This is a genomic window from Pleomorphomonas sp. PLEO (assembly GCF_041320595.1).
Classification (GTDB): Bacteria; Pseudomonadota; Alphaproteobacteria; order Rhizobiales; family Pleomorphomonadaceae; genus Pleomorphomonas.
The window spans coordinates 4,894,506-4,913,369 of the sequence record NZ_CP166625.1 but is presented as its reverse complement, the minus strand read 5'-3'; the positions used below and the strand labels follow the sequence as shown (position 1 = coordinate 4,913,369).

At 64.4% G+C, this 18,864-nt stretch carries 18 protein-coding genes; 11 read left to right on the top strand and 7 right to left on the bottom strand.

What is annotated here, in order from left to right; genetic code table 11:
• Positions 1 to 5: 5 nt before the first annotated feature.
• Together rsmD and AB6N07_RS22700 are read right to left on the bottom strand one after the other, a co-directional pair.
• Positions 6 to 566, bottom strand: coding sequence for a 16S rRNA (guanine(966)-N(2))-methyltransferase RsmD (gene rsmD / locus AB6N07_RS22705; protein ID WP_370675312.1), 561 nt, complete (start codon positions 564 to 566; stop codon positions 6 to 8).
• Positions 547 to 1,935 carry a pseudouridine synthase gene (locus tag AB6N07_RS22700; protein WP_370675311.1) on the bottom strand — a complete coding sequence of 463 codons (1,389 nt, stop codon included), beginning with the start codon at positions 1,933 to 1,935 and terminating at the stop codon, positions 547 to 549. Before AB6N07_RS22700 ends, rsmD begins: the two co-directional genes overlap by 20 nt.
• Positions 1,936 to 2,065: 130 nt before the next feature.
• Here AB6N07_RS22700 and AB6N07_RS22695 point away from each other — a divergent pair, with 130 nt between their 5' ends.
• Positions 2,066 to 2,506 (top strand): nucleoside deaminase, encoded by a 441-nt coding sequence (locus AB6N07_RS22695; RefSeq protein WP_370675310.1) that lies wholly within the window; start codon positions 2,066 to 2,068, stop codon positions 2,504 to 2,506.
• Here AB6N07_RS22695 and AB6N07_RS22690 read toward each other — a convergent pair whose 3' ends face one another.
• Positions 2,507 to 3,358 carry a patatin-like phospholipase family protein gene (locus AB6N07_RS22690; protein ID WP_370675309.1) on the bottom strand — a complete coding sequence of 284 codons (852 nt, stop codon included), beginning with the start codon at positions 3,356 to 3,358 and terminating at the stop codon, positions 2,507 to 2,509.
• Positions 3,359 to 3,563: 205 nt separating this feature from the next.
• On the opposite strand from AB6N07_RS22690, the gene thrC reads away from it, so the two are divergent.
• The 10 genes from thrC (at position 3,564) to AB6N07_RS22640 (ending at position 15,456) form a co-directional block, all read left to right on the top strand.
• Positions 3,564 to 4,964 (top strand): threonine synthase, encoded by a 1,401-nt coding sequence (gene thrC / locus AB6N07_RS22685; protein ID WP_370675308.1) that lies wholly within the window; start codon positions 3,564 to 3,566, stop codon positions 4,962 to 4,964.
• Between the two features lie 126 nt (positions 4,965 to 5,090).
• Positions 5,091 to 6,371, top strand: a complete 1,281-nt coding sequence (locus tag AB6N07_RS22680; RefSeq protein WP_370675307.1) for a M16 family metallopeptidase — start codon at positions 5,091 to 5,093, stop codon at positions 6,369 to 6,371.
• Positions 6,368 to 6,955: a GNAT family N-acetyltransferase gene (locus tag AB6N07_RS22675; protein WP_370675306.1), complete on the top strand. Its 588-nt coding sequence runs from the start codon at positions 6,368 to 6,370 to the stop codon at positions 6,953 to 6,955. Before AB6N07_RS22680 ends, AB6N07_RS22675 begins: the two co-directional genes overlap by 4 nt.
• 192 nt (positions 6,956 to 7,147) lie before the next feature.
• The gene (locus AB6N07_RS22670; RefSeq protein ID WP_370675305.1) at positions 7,148 to 10,141 is read left to right on the top strand and encodes an EAL domain-containing protein; all 2,994 of its coding nucleotides are present in this window, start codon (positions 7,148 to 7,150) and stop codon (positions 10,139 to 10,141) included.
• A gap of 102 nt (positions 10,142 to 10,243) precedes the next feature.
• Positions 10,244 to 10,765, top strand: coding sequence for an invasion associated locus B family protein (locus AB6N07_RS22665; protein WP_370675304.1), 522 nt, complete (start codon positions 10,244 to 10,246; stop codon positions 10,763 to 10,765).
• Positions 10,766 to 10,883: 118 nt separating this feature from the next.
• The gene (gene tldD / locus AB6N07_RS22660) at positions 10,884 to 12,305 is read left to right on the top strand and encodes a metalloprotease TldD (protein ID WP_370675303.1); all 1,422 of its coding nucleotides are present in this window, start codon (positions 10,884 to 10,886) and stop codon (positions 12,303 to 12,305) included.
• Between the two features lie 3 nt (positions 12,306 to 12,308).
• A complete protein-coding gene (locus AB6N07_RS22655) occupies positions 12,309 to 12,962 on the top strand; it encodes an HAD family hydrolase (RefSeq protein WP_370675302.1) in 654 nt (217 codons plus the stop codon).
• A 123-nt stretch (positions 12,963 to 13,085) separates the two neighbouring features.
• Positions 13,086 to 13,787 (top strand): TerC family protein, encoded by a 702-nt coding sequence (locus tag AB6N07_RS22650; protein ID WP_370678304.1) that lies wholly within the window; start codon positions 13,086 to 13,088, stop codon positions 13,785 to 13,787.
• A 54-nt stretch (positions 13,788 to 13,841) separates the two neighbouring features.
• Entirely contained in the window at positions 13,842 to 15,191 is a 1,350-nt protein-coding gene (locus AB6N07_RS22645) for an MATE family efflux transporter (RefSeq protein ID WP_370675301.1), read from the top strand.
• 40 nt (positions 15,192 to 15,231) lie between these two features.
• Complete coding sequence (locus AB6N07_RS22640; RefSeq protein WP_370675300.1) at positions 15,232 to 15,456, top strand: DUF2093 domain-containing protein; 225 nt, start codon at positions 15,232 to 15,234, stop codon at positions 15,454 to 15,456.
• 30 nt (positions 15,457 to 15,486) lie between these two features.
• Here the strand turns inward: AB6N07_RS22640 and lpxK are convergent, their stop codons facing one another.
• The 4 genes from lpxK to AB6N07_RS22620 form a co-directional block, all read right to left on the bottom strand.
• The gene (lpxK, locus tag AB6N07_RS22635; protein ID WP_370675299.1) at positions 15,487 to 16,506 is read right to left on the bottom strand and encodes a tetraacyldisaccharide 4'-kinase; all 1,020 of its coding nucleotides are present in this window, start codon (positions 16,504 to 16,506) and stop codon (positions 15,487 to 15,489) included.
• Positions 16,500 to 17,798, bottom strand: a complete 1,299-nt coding sequence (locus AB6N07_RS22630; RefSeq protein WP_370675298.1) for a 3-deoxy-D-manno-octulosonic acid transferase — start codon at positions 17,796 to 17,798, stop codon at positions 16,500 to 16,502. The genes lpxK and AB6N07_RS22630 overlap by 7 nt, the downstream gene beginning before the upstream one ends.
• Positions 17,791 to 18,534 (bottom strand): lysophospholipid acyltransferase family protein, encoded by a 744-nt coding sequence (locus tag AB6N07_RS22625; protein WP_370675297.1) that lies wholly within the window; start codon positions 18,532 to 18,534, stop codon positions 17,791 to 17,793. Before AB6N07_RS22625 ends, AB6N07_RS22630 begins: the two co-directional genes overlap by 8 nt.
• A 69-nt stretch (positions 18,535 to 18,603) precedes the next feature.
• On the bottom strand, positions 18,604 to 18,837 hold the full coding sequence (locus AB6N07_RS22620) for a DUF4170 domain-containing protein (RefSeq protein ID WP_370675296.1): 234 nt from the start codon (positions 18,835 to 18,837) through the stop codon (positions 18,604 to 18,606).
• Between the last annotated feature and the right edge of the window lie 27 nt (positions 18,838 to 18,864).

Here is an 18,864-nt window from a genome sequence, read left to right as displayed (position 1 = left end):
GCCGGTCAGGTCCGGCGGGCGAAGATCACTTGCGTCTCGCCATAGATGCGTTGGTCGAGGCGCTCCAAACCGTCCGGCAGCGCCACCTCGGCCTTGGCCACCTCTTCGACGATGACCAACGCTCCATTGGCAAGCCATCCGCCGGCGAGAAGCGAAACAAGCGCCTTTTCTGCTAGGCCCTTGCCATAGGGCGGATCGAGAAACGCCAGAGTATAGGGCTCGGCCGGACCTATCGATCCCATGGTCGTGGCATCGCGACGGAAGATGCGCGTCGTGCCCATGAGGCCGAGCGTTTCCTGGTTGCGACGGATGAGGCCGCGTGCCTCCGCCGCCTCCTCGACGAACAGGCAGGTCTTGGCGCCCCGGCTCATTGCCTCAAAACCGAGGGCGCCTGTGCCTGCAAACACGTCCATGACCCGCGCGCCGTCAAAAACACCCTCGTAGCCATGCTCAAGGATGTTGAAGACGCTCTCGCGCAGCCGATCGGAAGTGGGGCGGATGGTAAGGCTGCCGGCCACCGGTGTGGCCAGCGCGGTACCCCGATGCTTACCGGCGACGATCCGCATCGCGCCCTCTTGGTTTGCCCGGCCCGCTCCGGCCGCCGCCGTCCTTCGGTCCTCCGCGGCCGCCCTTGCCCTTGGGAGCGCCCATCGGGCTACCGTCCTGGATGCGACTGCCCTTGGGGACAATACCCCTCTGCGGCCCCTCGCCGCGCACACGGGTTGGCTCGTCGCCATGGGCGCGCGGCTTGCGGTCGACATCGAAACTCTTGCCCGACTTGTAGGCGCGCGGCGCGTCTTCAGTCTCGGCACGGCGGCTGAGACGGCCGGCACGGCGCTCGTCGACAGCGCCGCTCTTGAGTGTCAGCGTGGCGCGCGGCGGCTTCTCCGCCTTGGCGACGCGAACCGGCGGCTTTCCGGCCCCGGCCTTGCCACCGCTCCGACCCGCCGGCTGGCGGGTCTTCGATGCATCGAGGTCGGCCTCGTGGCGCTTGCGGTTCGCCGCTGCCGAGACGGCTTTTGGCCGCACCGGCGCATTTTCCTTCGCAGCGGGCGCTTTGTCCTTTGCGCTGAACGCAGCCTTGCCGGCCTTGGCGATGACCGTCTGGATCGGCTCGCGATCGTCCTCACGCGCCTCGAAATCGGCGCCCGCTTCGCCAGCGATCCGGTCGCCAAGCTGGGCGCGCAGCACGCGGCGCGGCACCTCCTCGACGGCGCCGTCGGCCAGCTCGCCGAGTTGGAATGGACCGAAGGAAACGCGGATCAGGCGGTTCACGTCCAGGCCGAGATGGGCAAGGATGGTCTTCACCTCACGGTTCTTGCCCTCGCGCAGGCCCACCGTCAGCCAGACGTTGTCGCCCTGACGGCGGTCGAGCGTAGCCTCGATCGCACCATAAAGAATTCCGTCGATGGCGATGCCATCCTTCAGTGCGTCGAGCCGTGCTTGGTCGATGTCGCCATGGGCGCGCACCCGGTAGCGGCGGAGCCAGCCGGTGGCCGGCAGCTCCAACACGCGGGCGAGGCCGCCATCGTTGGTCAGCAGCAGAAGGCCTTCGGTGTTGATGTCGAGCCGGCCAATGGTCATGACGCGCGGCAGATCCTCGGGCAGGATCGAAAAGACCGTCGACCGCCCTTCGGGATCGTAGGTAGTGGTGACGGTACCGCGCGGCTTGTGGAACAGCCACAGGCGGGTACGGTCGCGCTCGGGCAGCGGCTGGCCGTCCACTTCGACCTTGTCGCCGGCTTTGACGGTGATCGCCGGGGTGTCCAGCACACGGCCGTTGAGCTTGACGCGGCCATCGGCGATCCACGTTTCGGCCTCGCGGCGCGAGCAAAGACCTGCGCGAGCGACCACCTTGGCGATGCGGTCGGCGCCGTCGTCGGCCTTGGTCTGGGGCTTTTTCGCCTTGGGGGCGGGAGAGGGAGTCTTGATCATGTCGACGCTCTTAGCAGGAAAAGGACGCGACGTGCAGCCGGTCTGTGGTGCCATCGGCGTGCTTGAATTCGAACTATGTTCGTCGCGCCCTCGCCGGGCTATATCCCTTTCTGTCGAACCGAGGGTCAGTATGTCCGGATTCATGGACCTTGCAATCGAACAAGCGCGCTCCGCCGCCGCCCGCGGCGAGGTGCCGGTCGGCGCGGTTGTTGTCCGCGACGGTGCCGTTCTCGCTGCCGCAGGCAACCGCACGCTGGAACTCCGCGACCCCACGGCTCATGCTGAAATCCTGGCGATCCGCGCCGCCGCCAAGGCGATCGGCTCGGAGCGGCTCGTCGGCTGCGATCTCTACGTCAGCCTCGAGCCCTGCGCGATGTGCGCCGGCGCCATTTCCTTCGCCCGCCTGCGCCGTCTCTACTACGGCGCGGCCGATGAGAAGGGCGGCGCCGTGGACCACAACGTCCGCTTCTTTGCCTCGCCAGGCTGCCATCACACTCCGGACGTCTATTCCGGTATCGGCGAAAGCGAGGCTGGCCGGCTTCTCAAGGACTTCTTCGCCGGTCGCCGCTGATCAAGCGGCGGCGTCCAGACGACGCCCGACGGCAGCCTTCACCTCCTCGCGGACGCTGGCGGTCGCGGCAAGGATGTCCCGCGCCTTGGTGAAGTCGAGAACGCCGATACCATCGACTGGCGGACGGATCAGCACGTGGGGCTGTCGCGACTTCAGCTTCTCGGAAATCAGCGCCTGCATCAGAATCTGACTGGCGCCGAACAGCGCCTCGCGGGCACCGGGCAGGCGGCTTTTCTCTGGTCGCACGGGCGTTCCCACCACGTCCACGGAGATGATCAAGTCGATGTTGTCCGGCAGTCGGTCGAAAGGAAGCGGATTGACCACGCCGCCGTCGATCAGCGTCAGGCCGCCAATTTCAATGGGCTTGAACAGAGCGGGGAGGGCGATCGAGGCGGCGACCGCCCGCCGCAACGAGCCGGCGCTGATCTCGACTTCGGTGGTGCCGTAGAAGTCGGCGGCGATGGCCGAAAAGGGGATGGGAAGCTCCGCGAAGTCGTCGGGAATCCGATCCGGCAGGAATTCGCCGATCACCGCCTCCGCATCGAACAGCGGCAGGCCGCCGGCGATATCGGCAAGGCTGCGTGGCCGCAGCTTCCAAATTTTGCCCCAGACGTCGGTTGGCCGGCCAAGCGCGGCGAGGATCTCGTCTTCGACCTCCGCGCCGGACATGCCGGCCGCCGCCGCCGCGCCAATCAGCGCGCCGATCGAACAACCGGTGATGGCGGCGGGACGGAGGCCGAGATCGTCGAGGGCTGAGAGCACGTGCACATGGGCAAGGCCGCGCGCGCCACCGCCACCGAGCGCCAGCCCTAGGCGAGGAAAGCTTGGTGGCGATAGGGTGGCATGGGTCATGACGGTAAGCTCTGTTGGTTCTGTGTTCGCAGGGCATGCCGGATCGATATGGCGTCTTCACGACGCTTTAACGAGGTCGATCGGCAAAAAACGGTCTTTGCGGGCCACCGCTGCGCTTGCGGCGGTGTCGCGCCGCCGCTAGAGCATTTTACGGAAGGCAGGCGAACCGTCGGACCGTCGCCATGTGAGGGCAGGGAAGAATTCCGTGAGATATGTAAGTACCCGTGGCAGTGCGCCCGTCCTTGGCTTTTCCGACGTCGTTCTCGCCGGTCTCGCCCGCGACGGCGGTCTTTACGTCCCAGAGACTTGGCCGACGCTCGACGCGGCAACCATTGCTTCCTTCGCCGGCCGGCCTTATGCCGACGTCGCCTTCGAGATTATTTCGCGCTTCGTCGATGGCGATATCGCCGACACCGATCTCAGGGCCATGATCGATGCCGCCTACACCGGTACCTTCCGCCATCCGGCGGTGACGCCGCTCGTTCAAATCGCCCCCGATCATTTCCTGCTCGAACTGTTCCACGGGCCGACGCTGGCCTTCAAGGACGTGGCGATGCAGTTGCTCGCCCGCCTGATGGACCATGTGCTCGGCCAGCGCGGCGCCAGGGCTACCATCGTTGGCGCCACCTCCGGCGACACGGGTGGCGCGGCAATCGAAGCTTTCCGTGGCCGCGACAACACTGACATCTTCATCTTGTTCCCAAACGGCCGAGTTTCGGACGTCCAGCGCCGGCAGATGACGACAGTGGCCGACAGCAATGTCCACTGCATTGCCCTCGAAGGTACCTTCGACGACGCCCAGTGCCTCGTAAAGGGCATGTTTAACCACTTCACCTTCCGCGACGAGTTGAGTCTTTCCGGCGTCAACTCGATCAACTGGGGCCGTATCGCCGCGCAAGTGGTCTACTATTTCGTCGCCGCCGTGGCGCTCGGCGCGCCGGCCCGCAAGGTGTCCTTCACGGTGCCGACCGGCAACTTCGGCGACATCTTCGCCGGCTATGTCGCCAAGAAGATGGGGCTACCCATCGCCAAGCTGGTGATCGCCACCAACGTCAACGACATCCTCGCCCGAACCCTCGAAACAGGCCGCTACGAGGCGACCGGCGTCGTGCCGTCGACCTCGCCGTCGATGGATATCGAGGTGTCCTCGAATTTCGAACGCCTGGTTTTCGAGTCCTGTGGCCGAGACGCGGCGACGGTGACGCGTCTGATGCAGACGCTGTCCCAGTCGGGTTCCTTTACGCTGCCGGACGCTGCCTACAGCGCCATCCGTGCCGAATTCGGTGCCGGCCGGGCATCGGTCGAGGCGACGGCGGCACTTATTCGGCGTTTGCGAGCCGAGGCGGGCTATCTGATCGACACCCACGGTGGCAACGGTGTGGTGGTGGCCGGTGCCTTCACCGGCGGGAGCGTACCGATGGTGACGCTTGCCACCGCCCATCCGGCCAAATTCCCCAACGCGGTGGAAGCCGCGAGCGGCGAGCGGCCGGCCCTGCCGGCCTTCCTGGGCGATCTTATGGAGCGGCCTGAACGGATGACGGCGCTTGCCAACGATCTTGCCGTCGTCGAGGCCTTCGTAAGGCAACGGGCGCGGGTTCTTGCCTGAAGGACCGGCCCCACAGGGAGGTGGCGCCGGCAAAAGTGAAGGGTGACGCGAAACTTTATGTTGAGTGGCGCCTCGTTCCATGCAGAGTTTGCTGAAAAGCTGGCCTTCTAGGGAGGAAATGGTCGGATGGCCGTCGAAGTAACAAAGTTGGAAAACGGCATCACCGTCGTCACCCATTCCATGCCGCATCTGGCGTCCGCTGCGCTCGGCGTCTGGGTGGCGGCTGGATCGCGGTCGGAGGCGGCTGACGAGAATGGCATCTCCCACCTTCTCGAGCACATGGCCTTCAAGGGGACCAAGAAGCGCTCGGCCAAGGATATCGCCGAGGAGATTGAGAACGTCGGTGGCGAGGTGAACGCCGCCACCTCCATCGAAAGCACCAGCTACTATGCCCGCGTGCTGGCCGGCGACGTGCCGCTCGCCCTCGATATTCTCTCGGACATTTTGCAGAACTCGCTGTTCGAGCCCGACGAGCTTGACCGCGAAAAACACGTCATCGGTCAGGAAATCGGTGCTGCCCTTGATGCGCCGGAAGACTTTGTCTTCGACATGTTCCAGCAGGCCGCCTTCCCAGGACAGGCGATCGGCCGACCGATCCTTGGTTCGATCGAAACCGTAAAGGGTTTCTCCGACGACGCACTTCGCGGCTATCTCAACCGTCACTACACCGGCGGTCGCACGGTGATCGCAGCCGCTGGCAAGCTCGGCCACCGTGAGCTCGTTCGCCTTGCGCGCCGCAAATTCCAGCATTTCGGCGAGGCGGAGTCGGTTGTTCCGGAACGGGCCGTCTACGTGGGCGGCGAGGCGCGTGAAGAACGCGACCTGATGGAGGCGCAGGTGGTGCTCGGCTTTCCCGGCATCGCTTACGGCGACGACGATTATATCACCGCCCAGATCGCTTCCTCGATCCTCGGCGGTGGCATGTCGTCGCGACTGTTCCAGGAAATCCGAGAAAAGCGCGGCCTGTGTTATTCCATCTATGCTTTTCACTGGGGCTTCGAGGACGCCGGTATATTTGGCATATCGGCGGCAACCGGTGAACGCGACGCCGGCGCGGTGGTCGAGGAAACCATGAACGAGATCGCCCGCGCCTCGACGGAGGTCAGCGAGGTGGAGGTGAAGCGCGCTCAATCCCAGCTCCGCGCCGGTCTTTTGATGGCGCTGGAGAGCCCTGTAGCGCGGGCTGGCCAGATCGCCCGTCACATCATGTTCCATGGCCGCACTCTGCCGCTCGACGAACTGGTCACCCGCATCAACGCCGTGACACCGCAGAGGGTCTGCGAGTTCCTGGAAAAGATCGTCGTCGCGCCCAACCCGACGCTCGCGGCCATCGGGCCGATCGCCAAGGTTCCCTCGGTGGGGGCCATTGCCGCCAGCGCGGTGTCGACAAAAGCGAGCGCGGCATGACCTTCTTCGGCGTCGTAGCCTCCGGAAATTTTCCGGTGCTGGAGGACGACGCCGTCTGTCTGCGCTTGCCGGCGGCAGCCGATTACGCCGTCTGGGTAGCCGAACGATCCGAAAGCCGGACTTTCCTGAAGCCCTGGGAGCCGACATGGTCGACCGAGGACTTGACGCGAGCCGCCTTCAAGCGGCGCGTTCGTCGCGTTCAGCGCGAGGCGGCTGAGCAAAGCGGCTTTGCCTTCCTTATCTTCCGTCGTGACGATGAGGCATTGCTCGGTGGTGTCACACTGTCCAATATCCGTCGAGGCGTCGCCCAGAGCTGCAGCCTCGGCTATTGGATGAGCGTGCGTCATGCCGGTCGTGGCTATATGCGCCGGGCGGTTGACCTGATTCTCGACTTCGCATTCGGCGAGTTAAGACTTCACCGAGTTGAGGCCGCTTGCATCCCCGGCAACGATCGTTCGCTTGGCCTTCTCGAAAAAGCCGGATTCGTTCGCGAAGGCTATGCGCGGCGCTATCTTCTGATCGACGGCCGCTGGCAGGACCACGTGTTGCTATCGCGGATGGTTGATGACGAGGGCGCTGCCTGACAGGCCACCGAAGGGGCGGTTTGCACGGCCGCCGTCCTCGGTTATATCTCTCCCGACGCGCTTCGGAGGAAGCCGCGCGAAGGATCTCCGGCGGTTTGCCGTCGTAGCCGCCGCGCACCCTGACAAAGCCGCCGCGTATCCGGCGCGGCTCACGAAAACTGAACTGTTCGCCAGTCGAGCTGGAGAGTGTCCTTGGCCTTCGTCCGCGCCGCTGTCGCCTTGTTGCTGCTGGTGTTCGCCGCCGGCTTTACACCCCATCATGCTCTGGCCGCCGAGCCCATTCTGGTTGAGCAGGATGTCAAGGCGCTCGATCTCACGCATGCCGTCGAGTATCGGCGGGACGCCGGCAACTCGATCCAGGTGTCGACGGCGCCTGGCCCCGACGGTGTCGTCCGGCGCATTGAGGTAAGGGCCAAGGGCATCGATTCCAATCCGTCCTGGGTGGTGTTTTCGCTGTCCAACCAGTCGGATGTGCAGCTCGACCGCCTGATCGTTGCTCCGCATTTTCATCTGGTTGGCTCGCGCGTCATGTGGCCCGATCTTGGCGCATCGCGCATCGCGGCGATCACACCGAGTTCAGGCTTCGCTCCGGAACGACAGACCAGCCAGGATTCCGACGTTTTCCTGGTGACGCTCGATCCCGGCACGGTGGTCACCTTCGTGGTCGAACTGCGAACGCGCGACCTGCCGCAGATCGGTCTTTGGGAGCCGAATGCCTATAAGGACAGCGTCAACGCTTACACGCTCTACCGTGGTATCGTGCTCGGCATCTCCGGTCTTCTGGCGCTGTTCCTGACCATCCTGTTCGTCGTCAAGGGGTCGATGATGTTCCCGGCGACGGCGGCGCTCGCCTGGGCGGTGCTCGCCTATCTCTGCATCGACTTCGGATTCTGGAACAAGGTTTTCGCCGTCGGCTCGGGAACCGATCAGCTCTACCGCGCCGGCTCCGAGGTGATGATCGCCGTCACCATGGTGATCTTCCTCTACGCCTATCTCAACCTCAATCGCTGGCATGTGCGCTACAGCCACGTGATGCTGATCACGCTTCTGGCTCTGATCGGCCTGTTCGCGCTCGCCCTCTACGATCCCTCGATCACCGCTGGTATCGCCCGCATGGCGCTGGCTGCCCTAGGCGGCATCGGCTTCGTGTTGATCGTGGCGCTGTCGCTGCGCGGCTATGACCGGGCGATCATGCTGGTGCCGACCTGGCTGGTGTTTCTCGCCTGGCTGGCCGGCACGGGCCTCGCCGTCTCCGGCCGTCTCGTCAGCGACCTTGCTCAGCCGGCGCTGGCCGGCGGCTTGGTTCTGGTCGTCCTGCTACTCGGCTTTACGGTCATGCAGCACGCCTTTGCAGGCGGTGCCATCACGCAAGGACAGGTCGACGACAGCGAGCGCAAGGCGCTGGCGCTCACCGGCTCCGGCGACATGATCTGGGACTGGGACGTGCTCGCCGACCAGATCGTCACCTCAGCCGAGGCCGAGGAGAGTTTGGGCCTCAAGCGCGGCCGTCTCGAGGGACCGGCACGCGACTGGCTCGACTATCTGCATCCGCAAGATCGGGAACGCTTCAAGGCGACGCTTGACGCCGTCGTCGAGACGCGCAAGGGCCGCCTCAGCCAGACTTTCCGCATGCGTGCCCAAGACGGCCACTATCAGTGGTTCCGCCTGCGCGCTCGCCCGATCCTCGGTTCGGATGGTGAGGTCATTCGCTGCGTTGGAACGCTGCTCGATATTACCGACATGAAGGTCGCGCAGGAGCGTCTGCTCTCCGACGCCATTCATGACAACCTGACCTCCCTGCCGAACCGCGAGCTCTATCTCGACCGCCTCACCTCCGACCTTGCCCGCGCCAAGGTAGACAACCAACGCCGCCCAGCGGTCTTCCTGATAGATCTCGACCGGTTCCGCCAGGTCAACGAGACGCTCGGTCTATCGGTTGGCGATACCATCCTCCTGACGTTGGCCCGTCGGCTTGGCCGGCTCGTCAAGCCGCTCGATACGCTGTCGCGCGTTGAGGGTGATCGCTTTGGCATCGTGCTGGTGTCCGAGCAGGCCTCAGACCGGCTTGCCGCCTTCGCCGACACCGTCAAGCGGGCGGTACGCGCGCCGATCGTCGTCGGCGAGAAGGAGGTATTCCTCACCGCCTCGATCGGCATTGCCGTGCCCGATGGCGACGACAAGGAAGCGCGGACCCTGATCCAGGACGCCGAGATCGCGCTTGCCTTTGCCAAGAAGCTGGGCGGCGACCGCATCGAGACCTTCCGCCCTGCGCTCCGCATCATGTCGGCCGATCTCACCGCGCTCGAGCAGGATCTGCGCGGCGCTATCGAGAAGGGCGAACTGACGGTGCTCTACCAGCCGGTCATCCGGGCCGGCGATCGATCGGTGGCCGGCTTCGAGGCGCTGCTGCGCTGGAATCATCCGCGCAAGGGCTCGATTCCTCCCGCCGAGTTCATGCCGATCGCCGTTCGTTCGGGTCTTGTGGCGCAACTCGGTCTTTTCCTGCTCGACCGAGCCGCTCGCCAACTGGCCGACTGGCGCGACCATCTGCCGTTCGGTGACACGCTGACCATGTCGGTCAACCTCTCCAACCGGCAGGTGTTCCGCCACGAACTCCTGAACGAGGTCAAGGCCGTCCTGTCGCGCACCGGGCTGCCGCGCGACGTGCTGCACATTGAGTTTTCCGAGGGGCTCTTGATGGAGAGCCCGGAATTCTCTCTGCAGATGCTGATGAAGTTGAAGGAGCTCGGCGCGGGCTTTGCGGTCGACGAGTTCGGTATGGGCTTTTCTTCGCTGAGCTATTTGCAGCGGCTGCCGCCGGGCACGCTGAAGGTTGACCAGAACGTTCTGCGGAGTTCGGGCCGCCATCGCCAGGCACTGCTCAGAACCATTGCCTCGCTGGCCCATGATCTGGAGCTGGAGCTGGTGGTTGAAGGGGTCGACCGCCCCGCCGACCTCGACGAGGTCGCCGGCCTCGGTGGTGACTATCTCGAGGGCTACCTGTTCGGCTCGCCGATGAGCGCCGACGAGGTTCGCAAGCTTATGGAAAAGGCCAAGAAGGCGGTGGCCAAAGTAGCCCCGGTTGCCGTTCCCGACGCGCCGCCGCGTGTGCCGGACCGTGTGCCGGGGGCTTCGGCAACGCCGATGGGCGCCGGTGAGGCTACTGGTGGACCGCCGTTTGCCTGACCGTGTCTTTTCGCGCCGCTGCAAGTATGGGAATAAGGATCGGCCGGCGATTCGCCGCCGGTCTCCTGGGTCTGGGACGTTGACGAGAGGATCATAACCGTCATGAGGACCGTTCTTTCCGCCTGCCTTTCCGCTCTGCTCGCCTTGGGCTCGCTGCCGGCGACGCTTTCCGCGGCGGTGGCGCAGGAATTCGTCGACGGTAAAGTCGAGTCGGTGCACGGCGATTGGCAGATCCGCTGCGACCAGCCGGTCGGCGCGCGCGACAAGCAATGCGCCATGGTGCAGAATGTTACCGCCGAGGACCGTGATAACATTGGCCTTTCCGTGCTGATCGTGAAGACGGTCGACAAGAAGGCGAAGATCATGCGGGTCCTCGCCCCGCTTGGTGTTTATCTGATGGCCGGGCTGGGGCTTCGGATCGACGACAAGGACATTGGCCGCGTCGGTTTCGTTCGTTGCCGAGCGCGCGGCTGCTACGCCGAGGTGGTTCTGCAGGACGACCTGGTCAGCCAGTTGGAGAAGAGTGCCAAGGCGCTGTTCATCATCTACGATTCGCCGGAAGACGGTATCGGCATTCCAATCTCGCTGAAGGGGTTCAAGGAAGGCTTCGACGCTCTGCCGTAAGTACGCACTTGTACGGTCGGACCGGAAACACGACATGTTGCGCGTCCGGAGGCTGGAGCACCCGGACGTTTGCTTTTATGGAAGAGTCGATCCTCCTTATGATGGGACGCTGCCGCCGATGACCGAACGCCACGACCTTCTCGCTCTCGCCGGATTGGACCCCGAGATGACGCAGCGCATCGTTGCCGATGCGCTCGCCGATGCCGATGATGGCGAACTCTACCTGGAACGTTCGGAAGGCGAGGCGCTCAGCTTCGACAACGGCCGCCTCAAGACCGCCACTTACGATGTCAACCAGGGCTTTGGTCTTCGGGCAGTGGCCGGCGAGGCGGTAGGCTACGCGCATGCCGATGATCTCTCGGAAAAGGCGCTGCGCCGAGCCGCCGACGCGGTGAAGGCCGTCTCAATGGGCTATTCCGGCACGCTTGCCGAACCGCCGCGGCCGACCAATCGCAAGCTCTACGGCGACGTCAATCCGCTCCTGTCGCCAGCCTTTTCCGACAAGGTCACGCTGCTCTCTGAGATCGACGCCTGGGCGCGTGCCCGCGACCCCCGCGTACGGCAGGTGACGGCGTCGATCACCACCAGTCACAAGATCGTCGAGATCATCCGCGCCGACGGTGTCCATCTCCGAGATGTACGGCCGCTGGTCCGTGTCAATGTTTCGCTGATCGCCGGCAACGGCGACCGCCAGGAGAGCGGTTCCTACGGCGAGGGCGGCCGCTTGGGGCTCGACGGCTTCATCACGCCGGAACGCTGGCAATATGCTGTCGATGAGGCGCTTCGGCAGGCGCTGGTCAATCTCGAGGCGAAACCGGCGCCGGCCGGCACCTTCGATGTCGTGCTCGGCCCTGGCTGGACCGGTGTGCTGCTGCACGAGGCGGTGGGCCATGGTCTTGAGGGCGATTTCAATCGTAAGAAGACGTCCGCCTTCGCCGGTCTGATGGGTGAACAGGTGGCGGCAAAGGGCGTCACGATCGTCGATGACGGTACGCTGCCGGAAGCGCGCGGCTCGCTCACCATCGACGACGAGGGAACGCCGAGCCGCAGAACGGTGCTGATCGAGGACGGTCGTCTCGTCGGCTATATGCAGGACCGTCAGAACGCCCGCCTGATGGGCGCCGAATCCACCGGTAATGGCCGCCGCCAGTCCTATGCTCATGTGCCGATGCCACGCATGACCAACACCTACATGCTCTCGGGTGACAAGAGCCGCGAGGAGATCATCGCTTCGGTGAAGGATGGCATCTACGCCGTTTCCTTCTCGGGCGGGCAGGTAGATATCACCTCCGGCAAGTTCGTGTTCGATTGCACCGAAGCCTATCGCGTGCGCGACGGCAAGGTCGGCGAACCGATCAAGGGCGCCATGCTGATCGGCAATGGCCCGGAGGCAATGAAGCGCGTCTCCATGATCGGTAACGACCTCGAAATCGACCGTGGTATCGGCATGTGCGGCAAGGCTGGCCAGAGCGTGCCGGTCGGGGTCGGCCAGCCGTCGCTTCGCATCGACGCGGTCACCATTGGCGGCACGGCGACCTGATCGATGCCGGCTTCCATCCGCCTCGCCTTGTTCGACATGGACGATGTCGTCTACACCTATACCCGCGCCGATCGCATTGCCTACCTTGCCAGTGTCACCGGCCTGGAGCCGGCGTTCATCAACGATCGTATCTGGAGCGAGGGGCTGGAAGCGGCCGCCGACGGTGGCGCGTTTCCGACATCGGAGCTGTACATCGAATCCTGGCGCAACCGTCTCGGCTACCCGCTCGCCGTCACAGATTGGGTCGAGGCGCGCCGGCGTGCCATGCGGCTCATTTCCGGCACGCTCGCCCTTATCGAGCGACTGATCGCAACTGGAACAGCTGTCGGCGTACTGACCAATAACGGCCCCTTAGTTCATGCCTACAGGGAAACCCTGGCTCCAGATCTTGCTCGCCTTGTCGGCGATCGTTTCCTGGTGTCCTCCTCCTTCTCGACGATGAAACCAGACCCGCAGGTGTTTCATCGGGCGCTCGAACAGCTAGGCTTTTATCCAGAAGAGAGCTTCTTCACCGACGATATGCCGGAGAACGTGGACGGTGCCCGGGCCGCGGGGATGTCCGCGGCGGTCTTCACCACGCCCTCGGCGCTTGAGAATGTGCTCGTCGCCCACGGTCTGCTCGAAACGCCTATATCCGTAGAAATATCGAGGACTTAAATTCCGTCAGCCCATTGAAATTTTCCCTCGGGCGCCCTACCTGACCGGCGGTCGGGAGTATGGCCCGACAGGTCTGATCTCGGCGTCTCGCCGAACAAGGTTGGGACGCACGCCGTGTTTTCAATGGATTTCCTGTCGGTTGAGCTTGCCGCTCTGGCACAGGTCGTCTTCATCGACGTCGTGTTGGCGGGGGATAACGCCATCGTCGTTGGCATGGCGGCAGCCGGTGTCGATCCGACCATCCGGCGTAAGGTCATTTTCTGGGGTATTGGCGGCGCCGTTGCGCTACGTATCCTGTTCGCCGTCATTACCACGCATCTGCTGGCTGTCGTCGGGCTGACGCTGGCCGGCGGCGTTCTATTGCTCTGGGTCTGCTGGAAGATGTTCCGCGAGATCCGGTCGAGCCGCCACGAGGAGGCGCGCGGTGTCGAAGCGGCCGAGCAGGCGCTCGACGCAGCCGCCTGCGATGTGACGCCGGCATCGGCCGGCAAGACCTTCGGCCAAGCATTGACCCAGATCATCCTCGCCGACGTCTCCATGTCGCTCGACAACGTTCTGGCGGTGGCCGGCGTGGCGCGGGACCACGTCGGCGTCCTGGTGATCGGTCTTCTGTTGTCGGTCGGCATGATGGGGGCGGCCGCCACGCTGATCGCTCGCCTGCTGCATCGCTTCCGCTGGATCGCCTGGATCGGCCTGCTCATTATCCTTTACGTCTCCGTGGATATGATTCACCGCGGCTCGCTCGAGGTCTGCACCGGCATCACCGGCGAACAAAGCTGCCAGATTCAGGACCTCAAGGATGCTACGGACGACATGCTGAATTGAGGCCATCCGGCCGGTTTCGCTTCGTCCGTTCTTGAACGCATGAGAGGTTTCACGATGACGCACGCCATCGGCGCGCCCGCCGCTGCTGCTTATGTGGAAGGGCCAGTGTTCCGTCACGTGGTGGCGTTGACCGCCCTCGGCTCGCTGGGGCTGATGGCGATCTTTAGCGTCGATCTCGTCAACCTCCTCTACATATCGCTTCTGAACGACGAGGTGCTGACGGCGGCCATGGGCTACGCCGGCGCCGTGCTGTTCATCATCGTATCGGTCGGCATTGGCTTTTCCATTGGCGTGACCGCCCATACCGCCCGGCGCATCGGCGCAGGCGATCGTGCCGGCGCTCGTCGAGTCGCCACATCCGGTCTGATCATTTCCTTCGCTTCGACCACAGTTGTGGCCCTGGCCTTGACCGCCGTACTCGATCCCTGCCTCGCGCTGCTCGGTGCCGAGGGGCGTGCATTCGAAGTCACCCGGCATTTCCTGTGGATCACCATGCTGGGCATGCCGCTTCTCGCTCTCAGCATGGCCATGGGTGGTGTGTTGATGGCCTTCGGCGCGCCGCGCATGACTTTGTGGATCAACCTTGCCGGTGCTGGCGCCGCCGCCATCCTCGACCCGATTTTCATCTTCGGACTGGATCTCGGAGTTACCGGCGCCGCCATCGTTACGGTGCTGATTCGCTTCGTGGCACTCGCGGTCGGTTGGTATGGCCTTGTGCCGCGCCTCCACGCGCTGGCGTGGCCAACGCTAGAGGGTGTCCGTCGCGACGCTGGGCCGCTCTTTGCCATCGCGTTCCCGGCTATCCTCACCAATCTCGCGACCCCGATCAGCAACATGCTGGTCACAGCCTATGTCGCGCGCTTCGGCACCGAGGCGGTGGCTGGCTGGTCGATCATCGGCCGTATCTATCCGCTTTGCTTTGCCGGCATCTTCGCACTCACCGGCTCGGTCGGGGCCATCTTCGGCCAGAACGTCGGCGCCCGCCGTTTCGATCGCGTTCGCAAAACGCTTGCCGACAGCGCGGTGTTCACGGCGGTCTATGTGGTCGTCATCTGGATGCTTCTGTTCCTGGGGACCGACGCCATCAACTGGGCCTTTCAGGCGACCGGCCGTGTAGCGGAGATGATCGCCTTCTACTGCCTGTGGGCGGCGCCGACGTTCATCTTCACTGGCGCGCTGTTCGTAGCCAATGCCGCCTTCAACAACCTCGGCTTCGCGTCCTACTCGACCGTGTTCAACTGGGGGCGGGCGACGCTCGGTACGCTGCCATTCTGCTGGCTCGGCGTCTGGCACGGCAGCGCCGATGCGGTGATCCTCTGGTGGAGCATTGGAGCCGCCCTGTTTGGCCTGCCTGCTCTCTGGATAGCCCGACGTTCGATCGACCGCCTCGCAGTCGCGGCATGATTCTCTTGCGCGGCGGCCAAGTGGAGGTTATTCACGCTTCATGTTGAACAGCACGGACACTCCCTTCGGCGGCGGCGAGGCGCAGATCCGCTACCTCGACGGCGACTACCAGATCCTCCGCAACGGCAACTACGTCCGTTGCGCGATCACTGGTCGTCCCATTCTGCTGCAGGACCTGAAATATTGGTCCGCCGAGCACCAGGAGCCCTATATCGACTCCGAGGCGGCGCTTACCGCCTACCGCCGGCATACTGGCGCACGCTGAGCAGAGCTTCAGGTTTGCTGTCAATCAGCCTTAGCTGAAGTGTCGCGCCATCCAGCGCCGCCGGATATCGACGAGCAGCGACCCCACAGCTTGTTCTTCCGAAAAGCGCGTGTGCACACCGAATATGGCAACGCGGTCGCGGGACCAGTTGCTGCCGACGATGCCGCGCGGCAGACGTACGGCGTCCTTCTCGGTCGTCACCGGCACGGCATCGAGCGTATCTGCCTCGTCGAGGAGGCGGGTGAGGTCGGAGAAGCGGTAGGGATAGTGGTCGGGAAAGGCCCGGCGTGCGGCGAGGCGGTAGCCCTCGTTTTCAAGCGAGCGGAAGAATTTTTCTGGTCGACCGATGCCAGCAAAGGCATAGAGCCGGCGATGCGGGGCGGCTGGTGGCGCGTTGGCATTCAGTGCGGCGCGGAACACCGGCTTGCCGGCCCGAGCGGCCGTACGGACAACGCGCTGTCCATTTTTGCTGTCACCGTAGATGATGATTGCGTCGGCCAAAAGCATCTGCCGCCGAAGGGGCGCCCGAAGCGGTCCGGCCGGTAGCGGCAAGCCGTTGCCAACCCCCACCGTTCCATCGACGACCACGAAGCTGAAGGTCTTTTTCACCGATGGATTCTGGAAGCCATCATCCATGATGCAGAGGTCGGTGCCTGTCGCTCTGAGGAGTGGAAAGGCATCGACGCGTCGTCGCGCCACGACCGTTGGTGCCACACGGGCGAGCAGCAAGGCCTCGTCACCGACGTCACGGGCAGTATGACGGTCTATGTTGACGAGCACTGGCCCTTTGAGGCGGCCGCCGTGGCCCCGGGTCAGGAAGCAGGGATCGAGGCCGACCGAGCGGGCGGAACGAGCGAGCGCGATGGCGGTCGGCGTTTTGCCCGCCCCACCAGCCACGAAATTGCCGACGCAGACGAGTGGAAGCGGCGGCTCAGCGCCGCCGGGTCGCCGCATGCGTCGCGCCGTAACGGCGCCATAGATGAGACCGAGGGGAGCCAGCAATAGGGCGGTGGGGCCTTTTCGCTTCCACCAGAAGGCCGGCGTCAGCATGGACCGCCACCAGAGGGCTTGCCGATCATCGGCGTGATGGCCTCGATGGTCTGCGCAACGGCGCCCGCCGAACCCGACACCACCCGCTCACCGGCTTTCGCCTGAACGATTCTGAGGGCTGGATCGTCGATGAGGCTCAGCGTTGCCTCGGCCAGCTCGTCGGACGAGTGGACAATCCTTAGCCCGCCAGCGTCGATGAACGCGTGATAGATGTCGAGCCAGTTGGAAAAATGCGGCCCGCTGATCACCGCTGCGCCGAGACGGGCCGGTTCGATGAGGTTGTGACCGCCAATACCGTCGATGAACGTTCCCGCCATCAACACGACGTCGGCGAGACTGAAAAAGGCACCCAGTTCGCCAAGTGTGTCGGCAACATAGACTTCTGTCGTCGCGTCGGGGAGTTCGCCGGCGGTGCGACGACGTGTTGCAAGGCCGGCTGCCCCCGAGAGCAGCGCTATGTCGCCGCCGCGCACCGGGTGACGCGGGACAATGACGAGCAGCGTCTCCGGCCGATTCTCCTTGATCTTCAGAAATGCGGTCAGCACCACCTCGTCCTCGCCGGGGTGGGTTGAGGCGGCCAGCACTACCGGTCGCTCACCGATGCCCTCCTTCAGCGCATCGAGATCGGCCAGCCCGACGTCCGGCAGGCCGGCGTCGAATTTGATGTTGCCGAATGTGGAAACTTTGGGCGCCCCGAGCCCGGAGAAGCGAGCCCCATCGTCATCGGTCTGAGCCAGCACCAGCGACATGCGTCGGAACACCGCCCGCGCCGCCGGCGCCGCTCTCTGCCAGCCCCGGAAGGAGCGCGGCGACAATCGGGCATTGGCAACGACCAGCGGGATGCCATGGTCAGCAAGGCGGCCAATGGCCACCGGCCAGATTTCGCTCTCGACGAACACCGCGAGATCCGGACGCCAATGGGCAAGAAAGCGGTCGACCGGCCCAGCAAGATCGAGCGGTGCGAACTGGTGGATCAGTCCCGGTCTCAGGCGATGCGCGACGAGCGCAGCCGAAGTCGTGGTAACCGTGGTGACCAGCACGCCCTTGCCTTCGGCGATCAGCCGGTCGATCACCGGCATGGCCGCCATCGCCTCGCCAACACTGACAGCATGGACCCAGACGAGCGGTCCCTCCGGCCGTGTCACTGACGGATGGCCAAGTCGCTCGGCCGACCGGGCCGGATCTTCCTTGCCACGATGTCGACGCACGCCAACGATGACCGCGCCGACCGGGCCGGCAAGCCGGGTCAGGGCAATCCACGTCGAAAGCAGCACGTCTCCGAGATCAGCCATCGGCGGCACGGTCTTTTTCTAGGGGGCCGGATCTGAATTTTTCGGCGATTCCCGTGCGTTGGTAGGCGTCTTGCGTGATCCGATCAAGCTCCTCGGTGAGGAAGCGCCTCAGCTTTTCGACGGTCTCGTCGGCGGAATCGGCAGGAACGCGGATCGGCGCGCCGTGCCGGATGGTCGCCGGGGAGAAGGGCAGATCAACCACCATGCGATCCCAGTTGTTGAAACGCAGGCCATAGCGGGACACGTAGGCGATTGGAATGATCGGTCGGCCGGACAGCCGAGCCAACTGAATGACCCCCCTACCGGACACCTGCGCCACCTTGGGAACGTCGGCCGTCATCAGCACCGAGTTTCCGGCAGCGAGTTCCCTCAGTGCCTGACGGAAGCCGGAGGCTCCGCCCTTTCGGAGCTGGGAGCGAGCGCGTTGCGCGCCGGAAGCGCGAATGGTCCGAACGCCAAGCGTGCCGGCCGCGTCGGCGATCACGCTGGCCGCCGCGTTGCGAGCGACCATCGGGACGATTGGCAAGTCGAGTGGCACCGCGCGGCCCGACATCATGGCAAGGCCATGCCAGAAGGTGAAGATAACCGGGGCTTCCGCCCGTGCCACATCAAAGGCATCGGCCGGCACGACCGCCAGTCGGGCGGTGCGGTGGACCGCCAGCACGTAGCGGGCGAGAAGATGCGGCAGGATGTGGCTCACTGCCGCGTTGTCGAGGATTTTCCGGTCAAGTCGCAAACGGCTTCTCCGGGGGCGAGAGGCGGAGCATTCTCAGCGTCGCGACGTGATGTCCGGCCTTGCTCGGCATCAGTTTGACGGATCCAGCAGGCGATGCAGATGGACGATGAAATAGCGCGTTTGCGCTTGGTCGACGGTGGCCTGTGCCTTCTGCTTCCACGCGGCATAGGCCGCGGCATAGCTGGGGAAAGCACCAACGATATCGATGGCATTGGTATCGGCAAACTCAGTCGAATCGAGTGCCTTCATCTCGCCGCCGATAACCAGGTGAAGCAGCTGCTTCGAGGTGACTTCGGTCGTCATGGAAAATTCCGCCTTCCACACTGAGCG